The 19,901-nt window shown below is 59.1% G+C and carries 23 protein-coding genes; 14 read left to right on the top strand and 9 right to left on the bottom strand.

Translation table 11 applies throughout. The features are described 5' to 3' along the window. Positions 1-5: 5 nt before the first annotated feature. The 5 genes from ACFC5L_RS02885 to ACFC5L_RS02865 all read left to right on the top strand — a co-directional run bounded on the left by ACFC5L_RS02885 (position 6) and on the right by ACFC5L_RS02865 (position 2,593). Complete coding sequence (locus tag ACFC5L_RS02885; protein WP_375201786.1) at positions 6-653, top strand: glutathione S-transferase family protein; 648 nt, start codon at positions 6-8, stop codon at positions 651-653. A gap of 46 nt (positions 654-699) precedes the next feature. Further along, a complete protein-coding gene (locus ACFC5L_RS02880) occupies positions 700-1,113 on the top strand; it encodes a response regulator transcription factor (protein WP_375201787.1) in 414 nt (137 codons plus the stop codon). A 109-nt stretch (positions 1,114-1,222) separates the two neighbouring features. Further along, positions 1,223-1,654: a hypothetical protein gene (locus tag ACFC5L_RS02875; protein ID WP_375201788.1), complete on the top strand. Its 432-nt coding sequence runs from the start codon at positions 1,223-1,225 to the stop codon at positions 1,652-1,654. Between the two features lie 10 nt (positions 1,655-1,664). After that, positions 1,665-2,036, top strand: a complete 372-nt coding sequence (locus ACFC5L_RS02870; RefSeq protein WP_375201789.1) for a VOC family protein — start codon at positions 1,665-1,667, stop codon at positions 2,034-2,036. Between the two features lie 26 nt (positions 2,037-2,062). Beyond that, the gene (locus ACFC5L_RS02865) at positions 2,063-2,593 is read left to right on the top strand and encodes a DUF4199 domain-containing protein (RefSeq protein WP_375201790.1); all 531 of its coding nucleotides are present in this window, start codon (positions 2,063-2,065) and stop codon (positions 2,591-2,593) included. On the opposite strand, the gene ACFC5L_RS02860 is transcribed toward ACFC5L_RS02865, so the two are convergent. From ACFC5L_RS02860 to ACFC5L_RS02850, 3 genes are all read right to left on the bottom strand, one after another. Next, a complete protein-coding gene (locus ACFC5L_RS02860; protein ID WP_375201791.1) occupies positions 2,590-3,075 on the bottom strand; it encodes a MarR family winged helix-turn-helix transcriptional regulator in 486 nt (161 codons plus the stop codon). The genes ACFC5L_RS02865 and ACFC5L_RS02860 overlap by 4 nt on opposite strands. Continuing rightward, complete coding sequence (locus tag ACFC5L_RS02855; RefSeq protein ID WP_375201792.1) at positions 3,068-4,237, bottom strand: Acg family FMN-binding oxidoreductase; 1,170 nt, start codon at positions 4,235-4,237, stop codon at positions 3,068-3,070. The genes ACFC5L_RS02860 and ACFC5L_RS02855 overlap by 8 nt, the downstream gene beginning before the upstream one ends. A 270-nt stretch (positions 4,238-4,507) precedes the next feature. Continuing rightward, a complete protein-coding gene (locus ACFC5L_RS02850) occupies positions 4,508-5,125 on the bottom strand; it encodes a glutathione S-transferase family protein (protein WP_375201793.1) in 618 nt (205 codons plus the stop codon). Positions 5,126-5,285: 160 nt separating this feature from the next. On the opposite strand from ACFC5L_RS02850, the gene ACFC5L_RS02845 reads away from it, so the two are divergent. The 4 genes from ACFC5L_RS02845 (at position 5,286) to ggt (ending at position 9,747) form a co-directional block, all read left to right on the top strand. Then, positions 5,286-6,686 (top strand): cytochrome ubiquinol oxidase subunit I, encoded by a 1,401-nt coding sequence (locus ACFC5L_RS02845; RefSeq protein WP_375201794.1) that lies wholly within the window; start codon positions 5,286-5,288, stop codon positions 6,684-6,686. Positions 6,687-6,695: 9 nt separating this feature from the next. Continuing rightward, positions 6,696-7,733: a cytochrome d ubiquinol oxidase subunit II gene (gene cydB / locus ACFC5L_RS02840; RefSeq protein ID WP_375201795.1), complete on the top strand. Its 1,038-nt coding sequence runs from the start codon at positions 6,696-6,698 to the stop codon at positions 7,731-7,733. After that, the gene (locus ACFC5L_RS02835; RefSeq protein ID WP_375201796.1) at positions 7,726-7,884 is read left to right on the top strand and encodes a DUF2474 domain-containing protein; all 159 of its coding nucleotides are present in this window, start codon (positions 7,726-7,728) and stop codon (positions 7,882-7,884) included. The genes cydB and ACFC5L_RS02835 overlap by 8 nt, the downstream gene beginning before the upstream one ends. Before the next feature lie 84 nt (positions 7,885-7,968). Continuing rightward, positions 7,969-9,747: a gamma-glutamyltransferase gene (ggt, locus tag ACFC5L_RS02830; protein WP_375201797.1), complete on the top strand. Its 1,779-nt coding sequence runs from the start codon at positions 7,969-7,971 to the stop codon at positions 9,745-9,747. A gap of 12 nt (positions 9,748-9,759) precedes the next feature. Here ggt and ACFC5L_RS02825 read toward each other — a convergent pair whose 3' ends face one another. After that, complete coding sequence (locus ACFC5L_RS02825; RefSeq protein WP_375201798.1) at positions 9,760-11,163, bottom strand: serine hydrolase domain-containing protein; 1,404 nt, start codon at positions 11,161-11,163, stop codon at positions 9,760-9,762. 122 nt (positions 11,164-11,285) lie between these two features. After that, the gene (gene rho / locus ACFC5L_RS02820) at positions 11,286-12,557 is read right to left on the bottom strand and encodes a transcription termination factor Rho (protein ID WP_375201799.1); all 1,272 of its coding nucleotides are present in this window, start codon (positions 12,555-12,557) and stop codon (positions 11,286-11,288) included. 289 nt (positions 12,558-12,846) lie between these two features. Here rho and ACFC5L_RS02815 point away from each other — a divergent pair, with 289 nt between their 5' ends. Next, complete coding sequence (locus ACFC5L_RS02815) at positions 12,847-13,380, top strand: hypothetical protein (protein WP_375201800.1); 534 nt, start codon at positions 12,847-12,849, stop codon at positions 13,378-13,380. A gap of 15 nt (positions 13,381-13,395) precedes the next feature. Here the strand turns inward: ACFC5L_RS02815 and ACFC5L_RS02810 are convergent, their stop codons facing one another. The 3 genes from ACFC5L_RS02810 to hemE form a co-directional block, all read right to left on the bottom strand. Further along, on the bottom strand, positions 13,396-13,887 hold the full coding sequence (locus ACFC5L_RS02810) for a hypothetical protein (protein ID WP_375201801.1): 492 nt from the start codon (positions 13,885-13,887) through the stop codon (positions 13,396-13,398). A 108-nt stretch (positions 13,888-13,995) separates the two neighbouring features. After that, positions 13,996-14,442 (bottom strand): protoporphyrinogen oxidase HemJ, encoded by a 447-nt coding sequence (gene hemJ / locus ACFC5L_RS02805; protein ID WP_375201802.1) that lies wholly within the window; start codon positions 14,440-14,442, stop codon positions 13,996-13,998. Continuing rightward, positions 14,442-15,476, bottom strand: coding sequence for a uroporphyrinogen decarboxylase (gene hemE, locus ACFC5L_RS02800; RefSeq protein WP_375201803.1), 1,035 nt, complete (start codon positions 15,474-15,476; stop codon positions 14,442-14,444). Before hemE ends, hemJ begins: the two co-directional genes overlap by 1 nt. Positions 15,477-15,899: 423 nt before the next feature. On the opposite strand from hemE, the gene ACFC5L_RS02795 reads away from it, so the two are divergent. Genes ACFC5L_RS02795 through coaE form a run of 4 tightly spaced genes read left to right on the top strand, consistent with a single transcriptional unit; the run spans position 15,900 to position 18,839 of the window. Beyond that, a complete protein-coding gene (locus ACFC5L_RS02795; protein WP_375201804.1) occupies positions 15,900-16,778 on the top strand; it encodes a pyruvate, water dikinase regulatory protein in 879 nt (292 codons plus the stop codon). A gap of 5 nt (positions 16,779-16,783) precedes the next feature. Beyond that, on the top strand, positions 16,784-17,386 hold the full coding sequence (locus tag ACFC5L_RS02790) for a Maf family protein (RefSeq protein WP_375201805.1): 603 nt from the start codon (positions 16,784-16,786) through the stop codon (positions 17,384-17,386). After that, positions 17,386-18,240: a shikimate dehydrogenase gene (locus tag ACFC5L_RS02785; protein WP_375201806.1), complete on the top strand. Its 855-nt coding sequence runs from the start codon at positions 17,386-17,388 to the stop codon at positions 18,238-18,240. The genes ACFC5L_RS02790 and ACFC5L_RS02785 overlap by 1 nt, the downstream gene beginning before the upstream one ends. Next, positions 18,237-18,839, top strand: coding sequence for a dephospho-CoA kinase (gene coaE / locus ACFC5L_RS02780; protein WP_375201807.1), 603 nt, complete (start codon positions 18,237-18,239; stop codon positions 18,837-18,839). The genes ACFC5L_RS02785 and coaE overlap by 4 nt, the downstream gene beginning before the upstream one ends. Here the strand turns inward: coaE and ACFC5L_RS02775 are convergent. After that, complete coding sequence (locus ACFC5L_RS02775; protein ID WP_375201808.1) at positions 18,836-19,831, bottom strand: adenosine kinase; 996 nt, start codon at positions 19,829-19,831, stop codon at positions 18,836-18,838. The two genes, coaE and ACFC5L_RS02775, sit on opposite strands and share 4 nt — an antisense overlap. Positions 19,832-19,901 lie beyond the last annotated feature (70 nt).

The following is a 19,901-nucleotide window of genomic DNA, read 5'->3' as shown; positions in this document are numbered from 1 at the left end:
GCCTGATGATCGCCATCCACACCGTCGACTGGGTCCCGGATTTCGCGCGCGGGCTGTTGCGCGATCTCCGCCTGCGCTGGGCGCTCGAAGAAGCGGGCCTTGCCTATGAAATGAAGTTTGTGCCGCTGGGCGGGCGCGACGCCCCGGACTGGCGCGCCAAACAACCCTTCGGCCAGATTCCGGTCTATGAAGAAGACGGGAAGGTGATGTTTGAAACCGGCGCCATTCTGCTGCACCTCGCGGAGAAGTCTGACAAGCTCGCGCCCGGCGACGCAGACGGGAAAGCGGAGATGACGACCTGGCTGTTCGCCGCGCTCAACACCGTGGAGCCGCAGTTGCAGGCGCTCGTCATGCATGACCGTTTCCACCGCGACAAGGACTGGTATCAAGGCGCGCGCGCCAGCGTGGAGGAGATCGCAAAAAAGCGGTTGGGCGAACTTTCCGTCGCGCTAGAAAGCCGCGACTGGCTCGCCGCCGGGCGCTTTACGATCGCGGATATTGCAATGGCGACGGTGCTCCGGATCGTCATGCACACCGATCTTGTGACGCAGGACGCCGTGCTTGGCCCTTATCTCAAACGCTGCGAGGCGTGGCCTGCCTTCCAAAAGGCGCTTGCAGATCAGCTCGCCGATATCGACGCCCACACCCCCTAAAAGCTGATCTGGAAGCGGCAGGCGTTTTTGGGCAACATGCGCCCTCATGAAACGGACCATCGCCCTTTACGCCCTCGGCCTCGCGCTCGCCGCCATGGCGCTCTCCTGGCTCGAATTCAAATATGTGACCCGGGTCCATGCGGGCGAGATCTACCTTCTTCTCCTTGCCGTCGCCTTCACCGGGCTCGGCGCCTGGGCGGGCGCGCGGCTCTCGCGCAAATCCGCGCCGCCCGTATTTGAGGTGAACCGCGCCGCGCTCGCATCTCTCGGGATCACGGCCCGCGAGCATGAAACCCTCACGGCCCTCGCAGATGGTCTTTCCAACAAGGAGATCGCGCGGCGTTTCGACGTCTCTCCCAACACGGTGAAGACGCAGGTTTCGAGCCTTTATGAAAAGCTCGACGTCTCGCGCCGGACCCAGGCCATTCAGAAAGCGCGCGAGCTGGCGCTGATCCCCTGAGCCGTCATAAGTCTCTGAAATTATGCAATTTCACCCTTTCGGGCGATGGCGCCGGCCCTCCGTTGCACGCCAGTCTTGGCGACCTTAACGGCGCCGGAAGAGGGAAAACATGCTCGAATTCTGTCAGGGTCAATTCCATCAGGGTCAGGGCGGCGCAACCGCTGGCCTCGCCCGCGCGATCAGCGCCGCCGTTCTGGAGGAGGATGCATCCGTGACCATGACCGCCGGCGCCTTCATGAACGCGAAGAGCGCCCTGCGCTATCACCAGCAGGGCGTTCTGAAATACGCCCTCACCAGCACCGTCCGCGGGCTCAGCTTTCATTCCATGGTGATGTCTTCCTGCGAGGACGCGATCCGCTTTGCGCGGGCGCGGCTGACGGGCGTGCGCATTCGAAAGGGATGTTTCACCGTCAACGCGCCTGAAGCCTTCGATATGCCCGGGTTTCGCGACTTCATCCGCTTCAACGCGCAACAGGATTTTCAGCCCGTCATCGACCGCTATGCGCGCCGAACCAACCGCCAGATGTCCACCGCTCAATAAGGAGAGAACTATGGGAGCGCCCGTCATCCGTTTTGATATAGGCTGCCGCGACCGGGGAAAGACCGTCGCGTTCTACGAAAAGGTATTCGGCTGGACGCCAAAAGAAGCCCCGTTCAACACCGAAATGGAAACCGGCGGCGGCAAGGGGATCGACGGCGCGGTCACCGCGCTCGGCCACGAACCGCACAATTATGTCATGATCTATATGGAGGTCGCGGATGTGGACGCCGGCTGTGACGCAATCCGCGCAGAGGGCGGCGAGGTAACGGTGGGGCCGGTAGAAATTCCCAGTGAGACCCCGGGCGGCGGCGGAAAGTTCGCCTGGTTCAAGGACCCGGAAGGCAATCTGCTGGCGATTTTCGAACCGCCCGCAACCTCGTAATAATCACAACAAACAGGAGAAACGCCATGCTTCGCATCGCCCTGATTTACGGCGCCATCGCCGGCTCCATCACCATCGGCGTCATGTGCCTTGGCTTTGTGTTTGACGATCACGACCTGGGAACCGGCGGCGCAGTCTTCGGCTACACCGTCATGCTGGTGGCGCTGACCATGATCTTCCTCGGGATCAAACGCCATCGCGATCGCGAGCTGGGCGGGGTGATAAAATTCGCGCCCGCCTTCGGGCTTGGCGTTGCGATCGCGCTTGTCGCCGGCGTCTTCTATGCAACTGGTTGGGAGCTTTATCTCGCCGCCACCGGCTATGAGTTCGCTGAAAGCTACGCGAACGGCGTTATCGCGAACAAGGAAGCGGCCGGCGTCACCGGCGCCGAACTTGAAAAAGCGCGGGCCGCCATGGAACAGTTTGTGGAGAATTACAAAAACCCGTTCTACCGGTTTCCCATGACGCTCTTTGTCGAGATCTTCCCGGTGGGCCTTGCTGTGGCGCTTGTCTCGGCCGCGATCCTGCGCAATCCCAAAGCCTTCCCGGCGCGCTAGGTCTTTGTATCTATTAACATTCTGAGCCGCGTGAGCTCGCCAAGCATCGCGGCCCAGTCAACGCCCGGCGTCGCTTCGCCCAAGGCGGCGAGCCCCGGCGCCGTCGCCTTCACAGCGCGATCGCGCGCGGCGCGTCCGGCCGGCGTCACCTTCACCCGCTTCACCCGCCGGTCTTCCGTATCCGGAATAAGCTCGACATAGCTTTTGTCGGTGAGCTTCTTGACCGTGGACGACATGGAGGGCTGAGCGACCTGCATCGCCGACGCAATTTCGCCAATGGTCTGCTGCGCGCCAAGACGCAGGAGATGATTCAGAACCCCGAACTGCGCAAGGGTCAGCCCGCCCGGCATCAACCGTTCAAACTCCCGGTCGGCGAGGTTCGAGATAATCGAGATTTCCGTCAGCACCTTGAAGAGAACAGGGTCGCCGGGAAGCCCTGCTTCCGCGCCGGGGTTCGGCGCCTTTCCATTCTTGTCATGCATCGGCGGCGATCAGCCTCGTTTCCAGCGGCCAGCGCGGAGCGGCGGGGCCGGGCTTGGCGTAACCGAAACGAAACAGCCCCTGAAGCCGGCCAGCAAGCGGCGCGCGCGGCGTTTCAACTCCGGTAAAGTCATGAATTTCCGCATAGATTTCCGCCATTTCCGGAAACTCCTGCAACGCCTGACTGAAAGGCTGCATGGCGAGGCCGAGCCCGGTCGCCGCCAGATGCAGACGCACCCAACCCGCCCCGGCGCGCAATTGATCCGCACGGGAATTACCTGCCGTCGACAACCAGCCAAACGCCATCGAGGTGTCGATATTGCCGTTATAAAAATCAATCGTCGCCTGGTAGGCGGGCGACCCGACTTCATCCATCTTTTCTTTTGTCAGCATGCCGATCAATCGCGCCGCCTCCATCACAGGACCAAACAGCGAGATGCCGTCGGGATCGGCGTTGATCTCATCATCGCCGATGCGTGTCAGCATCGCCGATTCATGGCGTGTCGGCGCCGTCTCCATTTCAATGCGCCAGCCTTCGCGGCAAATTGTTTTCAGGGCGTCGACATTGCTCGCATCGTTCACCCATTCGAATTCGCCGTCTTCAGGCCTTAACGCCTGATCAAGCGCATTCAGGGTTTCCGCAGCGACCGGCCGGTTCTGGTCAAAGGCGACCCGGGACGTCCGGCGCGTCAGAATATGCGCAAATAAAGGATCTTTCCGGCCCGCATCCGCCACAAAGCGGACGGCGGCGACCGGACGCCCGTCGAGGGTCGGCTGCGGTTCACCTTCGGGAAAGGCATCCACCTCAAGCGCAAAACCCTGCTCGGCGGCGGCCAGCCGCAAAAGCTCCAGAAACGCGCCAAGACCAATGACAATCTGCCGGTCTTGCGGGTCGGTGCTGCGCAAAAGCCTGCCGGAATCGCAAAACAGCATCAGCGCATCTTCGCCATCAAGGCGAATGAGCCATGGCTGCATATTATGCGGGTTCGGCGCGAGCACGGCATAGGAAAGGGCGTCGAGGCGCTTGTCGCCAAACCCCGTTCCCGCCGCCTTCCAGGGCGCCCGCGCCTTTGACAAATCGGAATGAAGCAGGGACGCAAGGCCCGCACCCGCCAGAACCACCGCTCCCGCGCCGGTCCATAAAATCGCTCGTCTGGTGACCATGGGTTTCTCCTCCCAAAGAAATATATAGATGCCTATAATATAGATGTCTATACTTATTGCCTCCAACCCACCGCATCACGGGCCAGGGCGCGTTCATGTCCAATTTATACAATCATGCGCGTTCAAAAGCGGCCATATGGTCGCTCGAGGCTGGCCAGTGGGAGAGCCGTCATGATGACGGCGGCCGCCCGACTTATCAGGGGGGACCCGGGGGAAGAGAACGCCGCGGCGCCATAGGGGCCGCGGCTGTTTTCGTTTCACGGCGCCCGATTATGGCTTGAGGGCTGAAGCGCGCTTCCAGGCGTCGCGTTCAGTGAGCCGCGCAAAATAGGCGGCCGTCTTTTCACCCATCAATTTTCCATTGCGCGAAATTTTGACCAGGAAAAGAATATAGCCGACGGAAATATCCGCGAGCGAAAATTCATCCAGCAAAAAACCGTCGTCTTCAAGATTGCCCTCAAGGAAGTCTAGACAGTTTTTCATCTCGCCTTCCGCCCAGACCCGCATGGACTCGATCCGGAATTCTTCCGGCAACAGCATGGAGTGTCCAAGGAGCTGGCCCACATATCCCCCCATGCCGGCCTCGCCGAACTCCATCCACTGAAGGTAATCCACATAATCCGTATGCGAAGCATTCCGGCTGAGGGCGCCCTTGGCGTATTTGTTGGCGAGATACTCAATGATCGCAACGGATTCGATCATGCGTTTATCGCCGTCGAAAAACACCGGCGTTTTGCCGAGCGGATTGAGTTTCAGATAGTCAGGTTCTTTCAACTTGGCGCGATCAAAAACCCGTGTTTCGATCTCGGCGTCGAGCCCAAGCTCGTACAGCGCCCAAGCCACACGCAGGCTTCGTGTCATGGGAAAATGTATAAGTTTCAATGACATATAGCTCTCCTTTTCCGACAGCTTAGGAGCCTGACGGAGAGAGGCAAGCACGGCGCGCAGCAGGCCGGCGATCTCGAATGCGGCAACAGGTCCCGTGTGTCGCAGCTATCAAGCCCTCGGCCATGCTCTTATAGGAGTGGCCACGCAATGGAGTTTCCGGATGGAACTTGACGCGTTGATCCTGTCGCGGCTGCAGTTTGCTTTTGTTGTCGCCTTTCACATCATGTTTCCCGCTTTCACGATCGGGCTCGCATCGTTTCTGGCGGTGTGCGAAGGGCTTTGGCTGAAAACAAAACGCGACGTTTTCCTGAAGCTCTATCTGCACTGGGTGAAAATCTTCGCGCTCGCTTTTGCGATGGGCGTAGTCTCCGGCGTGGTCATGAGTTACCAGTTCGGCACCAACTGGTCGGTCTTTTCCGACAAGGCCGGCTCCGTCATCGGTCCCTTGCTCGGCTATGAAGTGCTGACCGCCTTTTTTCTCGAGGCGACCTTTCTCGGCGTCATGTTGTTCGGCTGGAAACGGGTCGGCCGGCGCCTGCATTTCATCGCAACTTGCGCGGTCGCCATCGGCACAACCATTTCGGCCTTCTGGATCCTGTCCGCCAATAGCTGGATGCAGACCCCGGCGGGCTACGCCATTGACGCCGAAGGGAAATTTTACGCAACCGACTGGCTTGAGGTGATCTTCAACCCGAGCTTTCCCTCGCGCTTCGTTCACATGATGCTCGCCGCCTATATCACCACCGCGGCTGTGGTGATGGCCGCCGGCGCGATACAGGTGTTGCGCGGGCGCGTGGCGCAGGCGACGCGTTATCAGATGCGCATGGCCGCCGGCACGCTTGCGCTTTTAATGCCGCTGCAAATCTGGGCCGGCCACTGGTCCGGCGAAGTCGCCCATCACCATCAGCCCGCCAAGATCGCCGCCATGGAAGGCTGGTGGGAGACCGCCGACCAGCAGGGAACCATCCTTTTCGGCATCCCCGACGAAGAGGCGGAAACGACCCATTTCAAACTCGAGATTCCGAACACCAGCGATTACCTCTTCCCCGGCGCGGAAGAGCTGCGCGGCCTCAAGGACTTTTCAAAGGAAGACCGGCCCCCGGTTTTCATCACTTTCTGGGCCTTCCGCATCATGGTGGGGGCGGGGCTCGCCATGCTCGCCATTGGCTGGTGGGGGCTTTGGCTCTGGCGCAAAGACCGTCTTCACTTGCCCGGCCTCTTTCACTGGCTCGCCGTTCCCGGCGGCGCGCTCGGCTTCATCGCCGTCATCTCCGGCTGGGTCACGGCGGAAGTCGGCCGCCAGCCCTACACCGTATACGGAGCATTGCGTACGGAAGACAGCGTAGCGCCGGTCGTCGCCGGACAGGTCGGGGCGACGCTCCTTATATTCATGGTCGTCTACGCCATCGTCTTTACGGCGGGCGTCGTTTATATGGGCCGCATCGCCACCCGCGGCTTTGACGACGAACCCGCCGGGCCGCCACAGGAAGAACGCCGCGCGCCGGGCTCGCCTTTGGGCGCTGTCGACGAACCGGCCAAGACCGCGGAAGACGAGGGGTAGGAGGCGAAAATGGATTTGCCGCTGATCTGGGCCGGGCTCATCGCTGTCGCCGTGATGCTTTACGTGCTTCTCGACGGGTTCGATCTCGGCATCGGCATGCTCTGTCATTTCGCTGACAACGAAGAAGAACGCTCGATGATGACGGCCGCCATCGAACCTGTCTGGGACGGCAATGAGACTTGGCTGGTCCTAGGCGGCGGCGGGCTTTTTGCCGCCTTTCCCCTTGCTTACGCCATTTTGATGCCCGCCTTTTATCTCCCCATCATCATCATGCTTGCGGCGCTTATTTTTCGCGGCGTCGCCTTTGAATTCCGGCACAAGGCGGTGCGTAAAACCACCAAGCGTTTCTGGAACGGCGCCTTCGCCGGCGGGTCCTTCACCGCCGCGGCCATGCAAGGGCTGATCCTTGGGGCTTTTGTTCAGGGCGTCGCCGTTGAAGGCCGCGCCTATGCCGGCGGCCCCCTGGACTGGCTGACGCCCTTTACGATCCTCACCGCCGCATCCGTTGTCATCGGTTACGTCCTCCTTGGCGCCTCCTGGCTGATCTTGAAGACCGAAGGCGCGACGCAACAAGGCGCGCGCAAATGGGCCCGCCGCGCACTGCTCGGCGCCACGCTCGCCATGGCCGCAGTGAGCCTTGCAACGCTTTCCATCGATCCGCGCGTGACGGAACGCTGGGGCGTTTCCATGACCGCAATCGACTTTTCAAAATTTGTGGTTGTCGCGCCCGTTCCCATCATTACGGCGGCGCTGGTGGCGTGGCTGTGGCGCGATATTGTGGCGAAACCTGAAAAAGCGCCCGATTGGCGGCCTTATCTTTTAAGCGCCGGTGTTTTCCTGACCGGCTATCTCGGTCTCGCCATTTCGCTTTTCCCTTACAACGTGCCCTTCGCCAAAACCATCTGGGAGACCGCGGCGCGCGACAATGCGCTGGGACTGATGTTCGCCGGCGCCGCCGTCATGTTGCCCGTCATCCTAATTTATACGGTCTATGTCTATTCCCTGTTCTGGGGAAAGGTGAAGCCCGGCGACGGCTATCATGGCTGACCCCCTGAAACCAGTTGGTCCGTCTACGGATAAAGATAAACCCGCGCCGCTGATGCGCCGGCTGATCTGGTTCGCCGCCCTCGCGGTGCTTGGGCTCATCGCTGTCGCCGCAACATCCTATATCCTGCGGGCGGTCCTGTTTCTGGGATAAACCGAAATTGCGCACGCCTGCGCCTTGTTCCCGCGGAAAACCCGTGCCAGCCTCCTTGTCACGCCATTTCTGAGGGAACGCATCATGACGTTGAAATCCGGCAAAAAGCTCATTCTGTCCGCATTGCTTTGCACCGTCGCCGGCGGCGCGCTCGCGCAAGAGCCTATGCTCGGCGCGGGCGGCAGACCCATTGACGCGAACTGGTCAAGAAGCCCCGTTTACGCCGAGCACGGAATCGCCGCGACCGCGCATCCCCTCGCCAGCCAGATCGCCGTCGACATTTTGAAGAAAGGCGGCAGCGCCGCAGACGCAGCGATTGCGGTGAACGCGGCCCTGGGGCTCATGGAGCCGACCGGCTGCGGTCTCGGCGGCGATCTGTTCGCGATTGTATGGGACCCGAAGACGGAAAAGCTTTACGGCCTCAACGCTTCCGGCCGGGCGCCCATGGGACGCAGCCTTGAAGAAACAAAAGCCAAATCCGCCGCCATCATGGGCGAAGGCAAGGGCATCCCGCCCTTCGGCCATCTCCCCGTTTCCGTTCCGGGCGCCGCGAGCGGCTGGTTTGCGTTGCATGAGAAATTCGGAAAGCTTCCCATGCGGACAATTCTGGAGCCCGCCATCGGCTACGCTGAAAACGGTTTTCCGGTCTCGCCGGTGATCGCCGAATATCTCCGGATGAACCTCGCGCGCTTTGACGAATATGAAACGCTGATCGATGAGTTCGACAATGCGCGCGCCATCTGGTTCGCCGACGGCCCGCCGCAAGCGGGCGAGATTTTCAAAAACCCGGACCTTGCTGAGACCTATAAACTCCTCGCCAAAAAGGGCCGGAAAGCCTTTTACGAAGGCGAAATCGCGGAGACCATCGACGCTTATATGAAGCGCATTGGCGGCGATTTGCGCTATGAAGATTTCGCCGCCCATGAAGCTGAGTGGGTGGAGCCCGGCTGTGTCGATTACAAGGGCTATGATGTCTGCGAACTGCCGCCCAACGGGCAAGGCTTCGCCGCGTTGCAGATGCTCAACATTCTGAAGAATGTGGACCTCACGCAATGGCCGCGGGCATCCGCCGAAGTCTTCCATTACATGGTCGAGGCCAAACGCCTCGCCTTTGAAGACCTTGCGAAGTTCTACGCCGACCCCGAATTCGCCGCGATCCCGCTGGACTGGCTGTTATCCGACGACTACGGGCGTGAACGCTTTGCGCTCATCGATCCGGAAAAGGCAATGACGGACCCGGCGCCCGGAACGCCGCCCGCGACGATCGACGGCGAGGGCGACACCACTTACTTCACCGTCGCCGACAAGGACGGGATGATGGTTTCGCTTATTCAGTCAAACTATCGCGGCATGGGCTCCGGCCTTTCGCCCGACGGGCTCGGCTTCATGTTGCAGGACCGGGGTGAATTGTTCTCTCTCGATCCTGACCATCCGAACGCCTACGCGCCCGGAAAACGCCCGTTTCACACCATCATTCCGGCCTTCGTGATGAAGGACGGCGAGCCATACATGTCTTTCGGGCTCATGGGCGGGGGCATGCAGCCGCAGGGCCATGTGCAGGTGCTGGTCAACATGATCGACCATGGGATGAACCTGCAGGAGGCGGGCGACGCCGCGCGTTTCCATCATTCGGGTGGACGAGCGTCAGCAGGTCCCGACGGCGATCCGCTCGGGCAACTCGATCTTGAGCCCGGCGTCCCGGCGGAAACGGTTTCCACACTGAAAGCCATGGGCCACAAGGTGAACATGGTCGATAACGGCCTTGTTTTCGGCGGTTATCAGGCGATCGCACGCGACCCCGAAACCGGCGTCTATTCGGGCGCGACGGAGATGCGCAAAGACGGAACCGTGGCGGGGTATTAGCGCGCCGGAAATTTAATCGTCATCCGTCTTCACAAAGGGAATGCCCGAATAGTCCTCATAGACGACGTCAAAGCGCTTCGCTTCGCCGCGGCCCGCCGGCACATGAAGCGCATACCATTGATCTTCGGGCGCGAGGATGTTTTCACCGCTCGCTTTCAGCGCCATGGGCTCGCCATGAGGAATGCGCAGCCGCGTGTCGCCGTTCTCACGGCTGATTTCCCAGTAAGTATCGAGCTCTTCGCTGTAATAACGGCCGGGCGCGATGGCGCGAGATGAAAATGTTCTGGCGTCATCGTCGCCTTCAGCCGGGCGTGGCGGCCGCTCTTTGGCGGGCTCCAGATGACCTGCCAGCATGATGGAAAGGAGCTCACGCGCCATGCGCGGCGGCGAATAGTCTTCATTGTTGCAAAGGACGATCAGCGAGCGATGGACATCGGGATAACGGGAATAAAGCCCCTTATATCCGCCATAATACCCCGTGTGCCCGACCTGCCGCTGCCCGCGGTAATTACGGATAAAAAACCCGGAGGCGATTGGCGTTTGCTCACCGTCAGCAAGCGTCGCCGGGGTTTCAATTCTTTCGATCAGCGCTGCGCCGCCGCCAAGCTTGTTGTCGTAAAAATTGGCGTCCCATTTTGCTAGATCGCCGAGCGTTGTGAAGACGCCGCCGTCGCCGACAACGCCGCGGGCGCTTACGTCTCGCCCAAGGTCGCCGTTCTCCATCGGCGCGTAACCATAGGTGCGCCCCGGCACGATCATCATGGGATCGTCATAAAAGACGGTGTGCGCCATGCCGAGCGGTCCGAACATGCGCTGCTGCGCGAACTCACGCAGCGACAAGCCCGAAACGCGCGCAACCAGCTCCGCCAGCAAGACATAGCCTGAATTCGAATATTCCTGCTTTTCACCAGGTGTGAAATCCGTGTTCTGCTGGCGCCCCAACAGCGCGAGAATGTCTTCAACATCAAAATAGTCGGGCAGCCTGTAACCCTGATAGAGCATCAAGGTCAGATAGTCGCGAACGCCGCTTGTATGCGTGAGCAATTGCCCGACCGTCATTTGATCGGCCGAGGCAGGGAGCTCCGGAAAATATTCACTCACCGGATCTTCAAGCGAAATTTTTCCATCTTCCACAAGCAGATTGACCGCGAAGGCCGTGAACTGTTTGGAAATCGACGCGACTTCGAAAACGGATTCTTCCGTTAACGGAATATTATGCTCCCTTTCGGCGAGCCCCCGATATCGCTCATAGGAAAGGCCGCCCTCATCAATCACGCCAACGCCGCATCCGGGCCGGTCTGCTGCAATGGTCTCGGCCAGATAAGCATCAATACTGGCGTAATTTATGGCCTCCTGCGCTGCACACGAGCTGGCGAGGCCTGCAACTATGGTTGTCAGCGCCGCGATTTTTTTCATGGATTTTCCCTGCTCTGCAGCGTGGCAAACGCAGCCGATCCTATGCGCCGCCCAAGCGGCGCCAACCAAAATGCGGTGAGCGGTTGCTATTCTGCCGCGAGCTGATTTGCAGCAGTTTTTGCTTACGTATTCATCGAGTCGAAGAAGTCGCGATTGGTTTTCGTCTGCTTCAGCTTGTCGATGAGGAACTCGATCGCATCGGAAACGCCCATGGGCGAGAGAATCCGGCGCAGGACGAAGATTTTCTGCATGTCGCCTTTCGGCGTGATGAGGTCTTCCTTGCGTGTGCCGGATTTGGCGATGTCGATCGCCGGATAGACGCGCTTGTCCGCGACTTTCCGGTCGAGGATCAGCTCCGAGTTACCGGTGCCCTTGAATTCTTCGAAGATAACCTCATCCATTTTCGAGCCGGTCTCGATCAGCGCCGTGGCGATGATGGTCAGGGAGCCACCTTCTTCGATGTTACGCGCGGCGCCGAAAAACCGTTTCGGCCGCTGCAGCGCATTGGCGTCAACGCCGCCGGTCAACACTTTGCCGGAAGACGGAACGACGGTGTTATAGGCGCGGCCAAGGCGCGTGATGGAGTCGAGAAGAATGACGACGTCGCGGCCATGTTCGACAAGACGCTTGGCTTTTTCAATCACCATTTCGGCGACGGCGACGTGACGCGTCGCCGGTTCGTCAAAGGTTGAGGAAACGACCTCGCCCTTCACCGAACGCTGCATGTCCGTGACCTCTTCCGGACGCTCATCGATCAGAAGCACGATCAGGTAAGCCTCAGGATGATTGGTCGCGATAGAGTGGGCGATATTTTGAAGAATGACGGTTTTACCGGTGCGCGGCGGCGCCGTTATGAGCCCGCGCTGGCCTTTGCCGAGCGGCGCCACGAGATCGATGACGCGGCCTGTCAGGTCTTTTGTTTTCTCACCTTCAATTTCCATCTTGAGCCGCTCATCGGGATAGAGCGGCGTCAGGTTGTCGAAATGAACCTTGTGACGGGTTTTTTCCGGCTCCTCGAAATTGATGGTGTGGACTTTCAGAAGCGCAAAATACCGTTCGCCGTCTTTCGGGCTACGGATCTCGCCCTTGACCGTGTCGCCCGTGCGAAGCGCAAAGCGGCGGATCTGGTTCGGCGATACATAGATGTCGTCAGGACCGGCGAGATAATTCGCGTCAGGCGAGCGCAAAAAGCCAAACCCGTCCGGCAGCACTTCCAGAACGCCTCCGCCGTGAATTTCCACCTCGAGATCGGCAAGCTCTTTCAGGATCGCAAACAGCATATCCTGCTTGCGCATGGTGGACGCGTTTTCGACTTCGAGCTCTTCGGCGAAGGCGAGAAGCTCAGCCGGGGTTTTTTCTTTGAGCTCATCGAGCGTCATCGTTTTGGGCAGCATGGATAGCCTCAATCAGGAAGGGACCCGCGGCCAAATGAAGATGGCGGGCGGGCAGGTGGGAAACCAGCGATGGAAATACGGAGCGCGCGGACGGCGGCCTGTTGGCCGGACGGCGCTGACAAGGAAAGTTTGGATTAGATATAGGCGAAAAGCGCGCGCCGTCAATGATCGAGATCAAATCCCGGTCTGGCGCTTCTTCACTGCGGGCGCGCCAATTCCACGGAGTTTGTTCAGCCCCTTTTTACCGTTTTCGCCTTTAATAAATCCCTTCCAAGGGGGCTTTTTTTCTATGGTTCGTCTGGGTCCGGTCCTTCCCGCGGCGGCTTTCTGCCTGGCGTTTTTGACTGCAGGTTGTGGTCAAGATGCGCCTAAACACACAATTCTCGATGCGGCGGCGGTCTATGCCGACCATGAAGGTCTTTTGCAGTCCATTCGCGCGGCCTATCCCGGCCCCTATGAGGATTTCACCCGGATTCCGGCGCGCGACCCGGCTGACGCTAACCGGATGGACGCCGACTTTCTGAAATTCCTCCGCGAAGACATTCCGGTCGAGTTCATCGATTTCTTCCCCATCGGCGACAGCGGCAAGGACGAGCTTGACGTGGTTCTCTGGCGCTACCAGTCCGGCCGGCGCTGGAACACGGTAAGCCTTGTCTATTTCAGCATGGCCATGACCTTCGCCGAGGGTGAGGAAAATATGCGCGCCTTCGACCGTTGTGACGAAGACGTTCTTGACTGGCTGCAACGCCAGAGCCGGTCGGGCGCGGCCTCAGCCTTCTGTCACATCAACGACCATTGGCTGGCCTATCAGAAAGTCGAATAGAGCAGCGAGTTCCACCTATTGCGGGTTCGCCAGCCAGGCCTCCATCGCCGGTGCAAGTTCTTCCGCGTAGAACAGGACTTCCGGTGGTTCTTCACGCCAGGCCGCGCGGTTTTGCGTGAAGGCAATAAACAGATCGCTTTCGTGAGAGGCTTCCCCATAAGCGTCCTCTAGCGCCTCGACGACTTTGGCCTTGTCATCAGCTTCCACCATCACCCAGACCATCTGCAGGCGATCATCGCCAATCACGAATTCCGTCCATCTCGGCGCGCCCATGAAGTCATATCCGTCGCAGTCAATCTGCACCTGAGCGGTCTTCACGTCCGGCAGAAACGGCGGATCAATCGGCCGGTTTACAAAACCGTTCGCGCATTTTCCCTCCAGCGCTTTTTCAATCGCGGCGGCGCTCGCGCCCCATTCAATCACATCGGGAATGAGCGGATCGCTATCCGCCTTCGCCGCGCTCATGGCCGACAAGACCATCGCCAATGTCAAAAATCCGGTTTTCATGGCTCTCTCCGTCAGTCGTTCATGATCCTGCTACCCGCTCACCGAATTCTTGAGAACAGGCTTTGAGCCGATCTGAGCAAAATGTGAGATAACGAGCCTAATCCGTGATCAGAACGGCTTCACAATCACCATGATGACAATGACGATCAGGGCGAGGAACGGCGCTTCGTTCATGATCCGCCAGAATTTCTCAGTGCGCGGGCGCTCACCCTTTTCAAATTTGCGGCGCGAGGAGGCGTAAAAGCCATGAATCGCCGAGATAATGACCACCAGCGCCAGCTTCACATGAAACCAGCCTTCCGAAAGGATCGACGGATTGGCGATCAACATCAAAATCCCCAGAATCCACACGAAGATCATGGACGGATTGATGATCCCCTTGAGCAACCGGCGCTGCATCTGGATGAAATAGCGTTCGGCCTCACCGCCCTTTTCGGACTGGTGCTGATAAACGAAAAGCCGCGGCAGATACATCATCCCCGCCATCCAGGCGATGACCATGATCAGGTGGAAAGATTTGATCCACAGATAAACGCCGGACAGAAACTCAGCCATCAGCCATTGCTCCTGACGAATTCCACCAGCGCGGCCACATGCTCCGGCGGCGTCTGTGGCGTAAAGCCATGGCCAAGATTGAAGACATAAGGAACGTCATGGAAAAGCTTCAGATAAGTCGACGCGGCGTCTTCCATCGGCTTGCCGCCGGTGATCGTCAACAGCGGATCGAGCCCGCCCTGGACTACAACCCGTTCGCCTAAATTCGCCCGCGCCCATGTGGGATCCATAGCGTAGTCGATGCCGAACCCGTCACAACCTTGAAGCAGAGTGTAATCGAGCGCTTTTTCGCCGACGCCTTTGGGGAAAAGGATCACCGGCACATGAGGCCGGGCTTTTTTCACGGCTTTTGCGATCCGGTCGAGGGGACGGATGGAAACCCGGTCCAAGACCGGCCAGGGCAATCCGCTCGCCCAGGTGTCGAACAACTGCACCGCATCGGCGCCGGCGTCGATCTGCGCGAGGAGATAATCGATTGTCTTATCGGCCAGGATCTCAATCAACCCGTTGATCAGGGCCGGTTCCTCATAGAGCTTCTGTCGCAAGACGCCCGGATCCTTCATGGGTCCCCCGGCGAGCATATAGGTCGCCACCGTCCAGGGAGCGCCTGCAAAGCCGATCAGCGCTTTGTCGGACCCCAACCCCGCCCGCGTTTTCGAAACCGTCTCAAAGACCGGTGAGAGCGTTTCAAGGACATCGCGCTCACGGAACGCGTCGAGGTCTTTCAGCGTCACGACCGGCTCAAGGCGCGGCCCCTCATTTTCAACGAAGCTCAGTTTTTGTCCCAGCGCATGAGGGATGAGCAGAATGTCGGCAAACAGGATCGCCGCATCGAGATCGAACCGCCGCACCGGCTGCAGGGTGACTTCGCTCGCCAGCGCAGGATTGAAGCACAGATCGAGAAACGATCCCGCTTCGGCTCTCAGCTTTCTGTATTCGGGGAGATACCGCCCTGCCTGTCGCATGAACCAGATAGGAGGAGAGGCGAAAACCTCTCCTTCAAACGTTCGCAAGAATTTCGAGTCTGTCGTCATAAGCTGCGAACGTTCCTTCTTAACCTTCTATAAAGGATTCTTAATAAAGGATTAATATGAAGAGTCAGCCGGGAAGCCGGGGAAAAGAGGCGGGGCGGGGTTTATCCCTTGAGTTTCGCTAAAAGACTCACAGGATTTTCCATGAGGGATAAAAGATCACCATGATGTTGAAAAGCGTCGCAAATGCCGCATCCATCTGCGAAATTTTTGCGTGGCCCTACCGGGAAACTGGATTCATCCCATGGACTTCGCATTTATGGTGAAGGAAGTATGACCAGTATGACTTTACAGAGGGGCCTGGGCGCCGGACCGGTATGACTCGGGAGTTTTAGGCGCCGCAAAATGCAGGCTCGCGAAAAGGCGGGACTTTCCCCTATAGTTCCACAGCACAGGGGCGAGATTTTGGAAAACCGGGCGGAGACCATGGCGAGAGGACAGGGGCAAGCGGAAAAAACGGTTGAGACGCCGCGCAAGATGCAGCCGATCGCCACTTTTTTTCATGTTCATCTCGTCTCGGATTCCACCGGCGAGACATTGAACGCCATGCTCAAGGCCACCGCGTCGCAATTCGCCGCCGCAAAACCCCTTGAGCATATTTATGCGCTCATTCGCTCGCGCGCGCAGATGGAAAAGACCCTCGCGGAGATCGAAGCCTCGCCGGGTCTCGTTCTTTACACCGTCATCAATCCGGAATTACGGCGTCTTCTTGAAATCCGCTGCAGCGAATTGCAAACGCCTGCGATTTCGGTGCTCGATCCTCTGCTTCACGCCTTTACCGATTATCTCGGGCTTGAAACGACGCTGCGGCCGGGCGCCCAGCATGAATTAAACGACGCCTATTTCAAACGCATCGCGGCGCTCGATTACACCTTATCCCATGACGACGGTCAGATGACCTGGGATCTTGAGCCGGCCGATGTCGTCCTTATCGGCGTTAGCCGTACATCCAAGACACCAACCTGCATGTATCTGGCGAACCGCGGCGTTAAAGCGGCGAATATTCCGCTGGTTCCCACAGCAGACCCGCCGCCTGAACTTTTTTCCTTGCGAAAGCCGCTGGTTGTGGGGTTGGTCGCCAGCCCCGAGCGTCTGTCGCAAATCCGGGAATCCCGCCTTGGCGGCATGAACGCCGGCGACGCGGCGGAGGAATATTCCGATCTCGACCTTATCCGTCAGGAGGTTGTGCGCGCCAAACGGCTTTGCACGAAACATCGCTGGCCGATGATCGATGTAACGCGAAAATCCGTTGAGGAAACGGCCGCGGCGATCCTCACAAAACTGTCCGCCCGTCAGAACCAGTAGCGCTGATGACCGAAAACCCCCGCATCATTCTCGCCTCGGGCAGCGCCATCCGCCGCCAGATCTTGAGCAGCGCCGATGTGCCTTTCGAGGTCATGAAGCCTGATGTGAATGAAGACATTATCAAGGAAGAAGGCCGCCGCGAAGGGCTCGATCTTGAAGCCCTCGCCATGCGTCTTGCCGAGGCAAAATGCCTGGAAATTGCCGCGAAAACCGACGCCATCGTTATCGGATCCGATCAGATCATGGAGTTTGAAGGCCGCGCCTATGACAAACCGGCGGACATGAAGGCAGCGAAAGCGCGGCTGATGGAAACGCAAGGCGGGCCCCATACGCTGATCAACGCGGTCGCTGTCGCCCGCAACGGAGCGATCATCTGGCGCAATCTCGACCGGCCGAAGCTTGTCATGCGCGCGCTAACGGAAACCGAAATTGACGCCTATCTCGAAGCGGCGGGCCCTGACATCCTTCATTCCGTCGGCGCCTATCAGATTGAAAAGCTTGGCAGCCGATTATTCGAACGCATTGAGGGCGATCATTTCGCGGTGCTCGGTCTTTCCCTCTATCCCTTGCTCGATCTTCTCCGTCATGAGGGAGCGATTGCTTTCTGATGACGGAAAAGCCGCAAAAATCTCCTGTGCTGGCGGGTGTTGTCGGCTGTCCGGTCAATCACTCCCTCTCGCCGGTCATTCACACCATCTGGGCGAAGCGGGCTGGCGTCGACGGCTATTATATCCCGATCGAAGTTCCGCCTGATTATGATGAGTTCGCCCGCGCCATGGATAGCTTGCGGACCGTAGGGTTTGCCGGCGTCAATATAACGATCCCGCATAAGGAGAATGCGCTGCGCTACGCTGATAGTGTCAGCGAGAATGCGAAACAGACCGGCGCTGCGAACATGCTGACCTTTTCCGAAGAAGGCGCAGCGGCGGAAAACTCCGACATTATTGGTTTCGCAGAAGCGGTGCGCGAGAAGAAGTCAGCACCCGGAATGTCTGCGCTGGTGCTCGGCGCCGGCGGCGCTGCGCGCGGCGTTTTGCTTGCCTTGAAAACGCTTGGCTTCACCGACATTCGCATCGCCAACCGCACGATAGAGCGCGCCAAGGAACTGGCCGAGCTGTTTGATTTGACCGTGATCGACTGGACGAAGAAATCGGAAGCTATTGATAATATTGATATATTGGTGAACACAACGAGCCTTGGCATGTCCGGCCAGCCGCCGCTGGAGTTTAATCTCAGCGCGCTCAACCCCTCAGCGCTCGTCGCCGATATTGTCTATGCGCCATTGAAAACATCGCTGCTTAAAGACGCCGAAGACAAGGGGCATGCGACCGTCAATGGTCTCGCTATGCTGATGCATCAGGCGGTTCCGGGTTTTCGCGCATGGTTTGGCGCGGACGCCAAGGTAGATGATGAGTTGCGCGGCGAGCTGGTGAAAGAGCTCGCAAGACGAGGAAAGTCATGATCCGTATCGGTCTCACCGGCTCCATTGGCATGGGTAAGTCCACCGTCCTTTCCATGTTCGCCGATCTCGGCGCTGCCGTCTGGGACGCCGACGCTGCGGTGCACCGGCTCTATGGCGAAGACGGCGCTGCGGTCGCGCCACTCGCGGATTTGTTTCCCGATGCGATTGTCGACGGCGTTGTTGACCGCGCGGCGCTCGCGAAAATCGTGCTTGGCGATGCGCAAGCGCTTGCGAAACTTGAAGCGGTGGTGCATCCGCTCGTGGCCGAAGACCGCGAAGCGTTTATGGGGGCAGCGGCGCAAGCGGGCGCCGATGCGGTGGTGCTCGACATCCCGCTGCTTTTTGAAAACGGGACGGAACAATTCTTTGACGCGACCGTTGTTGTCAGTGCGCCGGCGGATGTGCAGCGCACGCGTGTGCTGGCGCGGCCCGGCATGAGCGAAGAGAAGTTCGAAGCGATCCTTCGCCTGCAAACGCCGGATGCGGAAAAACGTCAGCGCGCGGATTACATTATCGACACCGGGCTTCCTTTAGAGGAAACCCGGGCGCAGACGGCGGCTGTCTATAGCGAAATTCTTGGAAAGTTTTCAGGGACTTAGAGAAGCCCCGCCTTTTCAGCGAGTTCTTTTAGAGACTGTTCCGGCCGGGCGCCGAAATGGCTGATCACTTCGCTGGCCGCGAGCGATCCGAGCGCGCCGGCGCTCTCCAGTTCAAAGCCGCGCGCAAGGCCGAGAAGCAATCCCGCGGCATAAGCGTCGCCGGCGCCGGTGGTGTCCACAAGCTGCGCCGGTTTCACAGCGTCGACCTTTACGACATCGCCGTCGCGCGGAATGAGGAGCGATCCTTTTTCCGACAGCGTCACCGCGGTGAGCGGGCAAAGTTTGCGCGCTTTCTCCGCAATGACATCGAGGTCATCAGAACCGAACAGCGTTTCCGCTTCCGCGTCATTTGCGAGCAGGATGTCCACATGCTGCGGAATGAATTGCTGCAACTCCTCGAACTGACGATCGACGCAGCTTGCGTCGGAAAGTGTTAGCGCCGAGCGTTTGCCTTCGCGCTTGGCGATGGCGCAGGCGCGAATGAACGCCTGGCGCGCAACGGGTTGTTCAAACAGATAGCCTTCGAAGAAGGTGATTTCCGCGCGCGCAATCTGGCTTTCATCGATATCGTCCGGCTCAACAAAGCCGGCGGCGCCGAGAAACGTCGTCATGGAACGTTGCGCATCGGGCGTCACATTGACCAGGCATCGCCCGGTCGCCGGCCCATCGGTCAGCGGCTTGGTGTCGAATTCAACGCCGATGGCGCGCAGATCGTGCCGGAAAACTTCGCCCAGGGGATCGCCCGCCACCTTGCCGACGAAACCGCCCTTGCCGCCCATGGACGCGACGCAGGCGATGGAGTTCGCCGCCGACCCGCCCGAGATTTCGACGGTCGAGCCCATATCGTCATAAATGACTTTCGCCTGATCCTCGTCGATCAGGATCATGCCGCCTTTCGGGATCGAGTGTGTAGCAAGAAAAGCGTCGTCAGCCTTGGCGAGAACGTCAACAATGGCGTTGCCGACGCCGATCACATCGAGAGAAGCGGTCATGAAAAATCCTTATGAAGTCAAAACAAGCACCCGCGGGCTTATAGGAAGGGCGTGCGCGGGAAGCAAGGAG

The organism is Hyphococcus sp., from assembly GCF_041986965.1.
Taxonomy (GTDB): domain Bacteria; phylum Pseudomonadota; class Alphaproteobacteria; order Caulobacterales; family Parvularculaceae; genus Hyphococcus.
The sequence above is the reverse complement of the archived record's forward strand: the minus strand, read 5'-3'. Positions and strand labels throughout refer to the sequence as shown.

What these genes read in the sequence shown, in the direction of transcription:
- ACFC5L_RS02885 (WP_375201786.1), top strand. Translation starts at nt 6, where the DNA reads ATGATCGCCATCCACACCGTCGACTGGGTCCCGGATTTCGCGCGCGGG.
- ACFC5L_RS02880 (WP_375201787.1), top strand. Translation starts at nt 700, where the DNA reads ATGAAACGGACCATCGCCCTTTACGCCCTCGGCCTCGCGCTCGCCGCC.
- ACFC5L_RS02875 (WP_375201788.1), top strand. Translation starts at nt 1,223, where the DNA reads ATGCTCGAATTCTGTCAGGGTCAATTCCATCAGGGTCAGGGCGGCGCA.
- ACFC5L_RS02870 (WP_375201789.1), top strand. Translation starts at nt 1,665, where the DNA reads ATGGGAGCGCCCGTCATCCGTTTTGATATAGGCTGCCGCGACCGGGGA.
- ACFC5L_RS02865 (WP_375201790.1), top strand. Translation starts at nt 2,063, where the DNA reads ATGCTTCGCATCGCCCTGATTTACGGCGCCATCGCCGGCTCCATCACC.
- ACFC5L_RS02860 (WP_375201791.1), bottom strand. Translation starts at nt 3,075, where the DNA reads ATGCATGACAAGAATGGAAAGGCGCCGAACCCCGGCGCGGAAGCAGGG.
- ACFC5L_RS02855 (WP_375201792.1), bottom strand. Translation starts at nt 4,237, where the DNA reads ATGGTCACCAGACGAGCGATTTTATGGACCGGCGCGGGAGCGGTGGTT.
- ACFC5L_RS02850 (WP_375201793.1), bottom strand. Translation starts at nt 5,125, where the DNA reads ATGTCATTGAAACTTATACATTTTCCCATGACACGAAGCCTGCGTGTG.
- ACFC5L_RS02845 (WP_375201794.1), top strand. Translation starts at nt 5,286, where the DNA reads ATGGAACTTGACGCGTTGATCCTGTCGCGGCTGCAGTTTGCTTTTGTT.
- cydB (WP_375201795.1), top strand. Translation starts at nt 6,696, where the DNA reads ATGGATTTGCCGCTGATCTGGGCCGGGCTCATCGCTGTCGCCGTGATG.
- ACFC5L_RS02835 (WP_375201796.1), top strand. Translation starts at nt 7,726, where the DNA reads ATGGCTGACCCCCTGAAACCAGTTGGTCCGTCTACGGATAAAGATAAA.
- ggt (WP_375201797.1), top strand. Translation starts at nt 7,969, where the DNA reads ATGACGTTGAAATCCGGCAAAAAGCTCATTCTGTCCGCATTGCTTTGC.
- ACFC5L_RS02825 (WP_375201798.1), bottom strand. Translation starts at nt 11,163, where the DNA reads ATGAAAAAAATCGCGGCGCTGACAACCATAGTTGCAGGCCTCGCCAGC.
- rho (WP_375201799.1), bottom strand. Translation starts at nt 12,557, where the DNA reads ATGCTGCCCAAAACGATGACGCTCGATGAGCTCAAAGAAAAAACCCCG.
- ACFC5L_RS02815 (WP_375201800.1), top strand. Translation starts at nt 12,847, where the DNA reads ATGGTTCGTCTGGGTCCGGTCCTTCCCGCGGCGGCTTTCTGCCTGGCG.
- ACFC5L_RS02810 (WP_375201801.1), bottom strand. Translation starts at nt 13,887, where the DNA reads ATGAAAACCGGATTTTTGACATTGGCGATGGTCTTGTCGGCCATGAGC.
- hemJ (WP_375201802.1), bottom strand. Translation starts at nt 14,442, where the DNA reads ATGGCTGAGTTTCTGTCCGGCGTTTATCTGTGGATCAAATCTTTCCAC.
- hemE (WP_375201803.1), bottom strand. Translation starts at nt 15,476, where the DNA reads ATGACGACAGACTCGAAATTCTTGCGAACGTTTGAAGGAGAGGTTTTC.
- ACFC5L_RS02795 (WP_375201804.1), top strand. Translation starts at nt 15,900, where the DNA reads ATGGCGAGAGGACAGGGGCAAGCGGAAAAAACGGTTGAGACGCCGCGC.
- ACFC5L_RS02790 (WP_375201805.1), top strand. Translation starts at nt 16,784, where the DNA reads ATGACCGAAAACCCCCGCATCATTCTCGCCTCGGGCAGCGCCATCCGC.
- ACFC5L_RS02785 (WP_375201806.1), top strand. Translation starts at nt 17,386, where the DNA reads ATGACGGAAAAGCCGCAAAAATCTCCTGTGCTGGCGGGTGTTGTCGGC.
- coaE (WP_375201807.1), top strand. Translation starts at nt 18,237, where the DNA reads ATGATCCGTATCGGTCTCACCGGCTCCATTGGCATGGGTAAGTCCACC.
- ACFC5L_RS02775 (WP_375201808.1), bottom strand. Translation starts at nt 19,831, where the DNA reads ATGACCGCTTCTCTCGATGTGATCGGCGTCGGCAACGCCATTGTTGAC.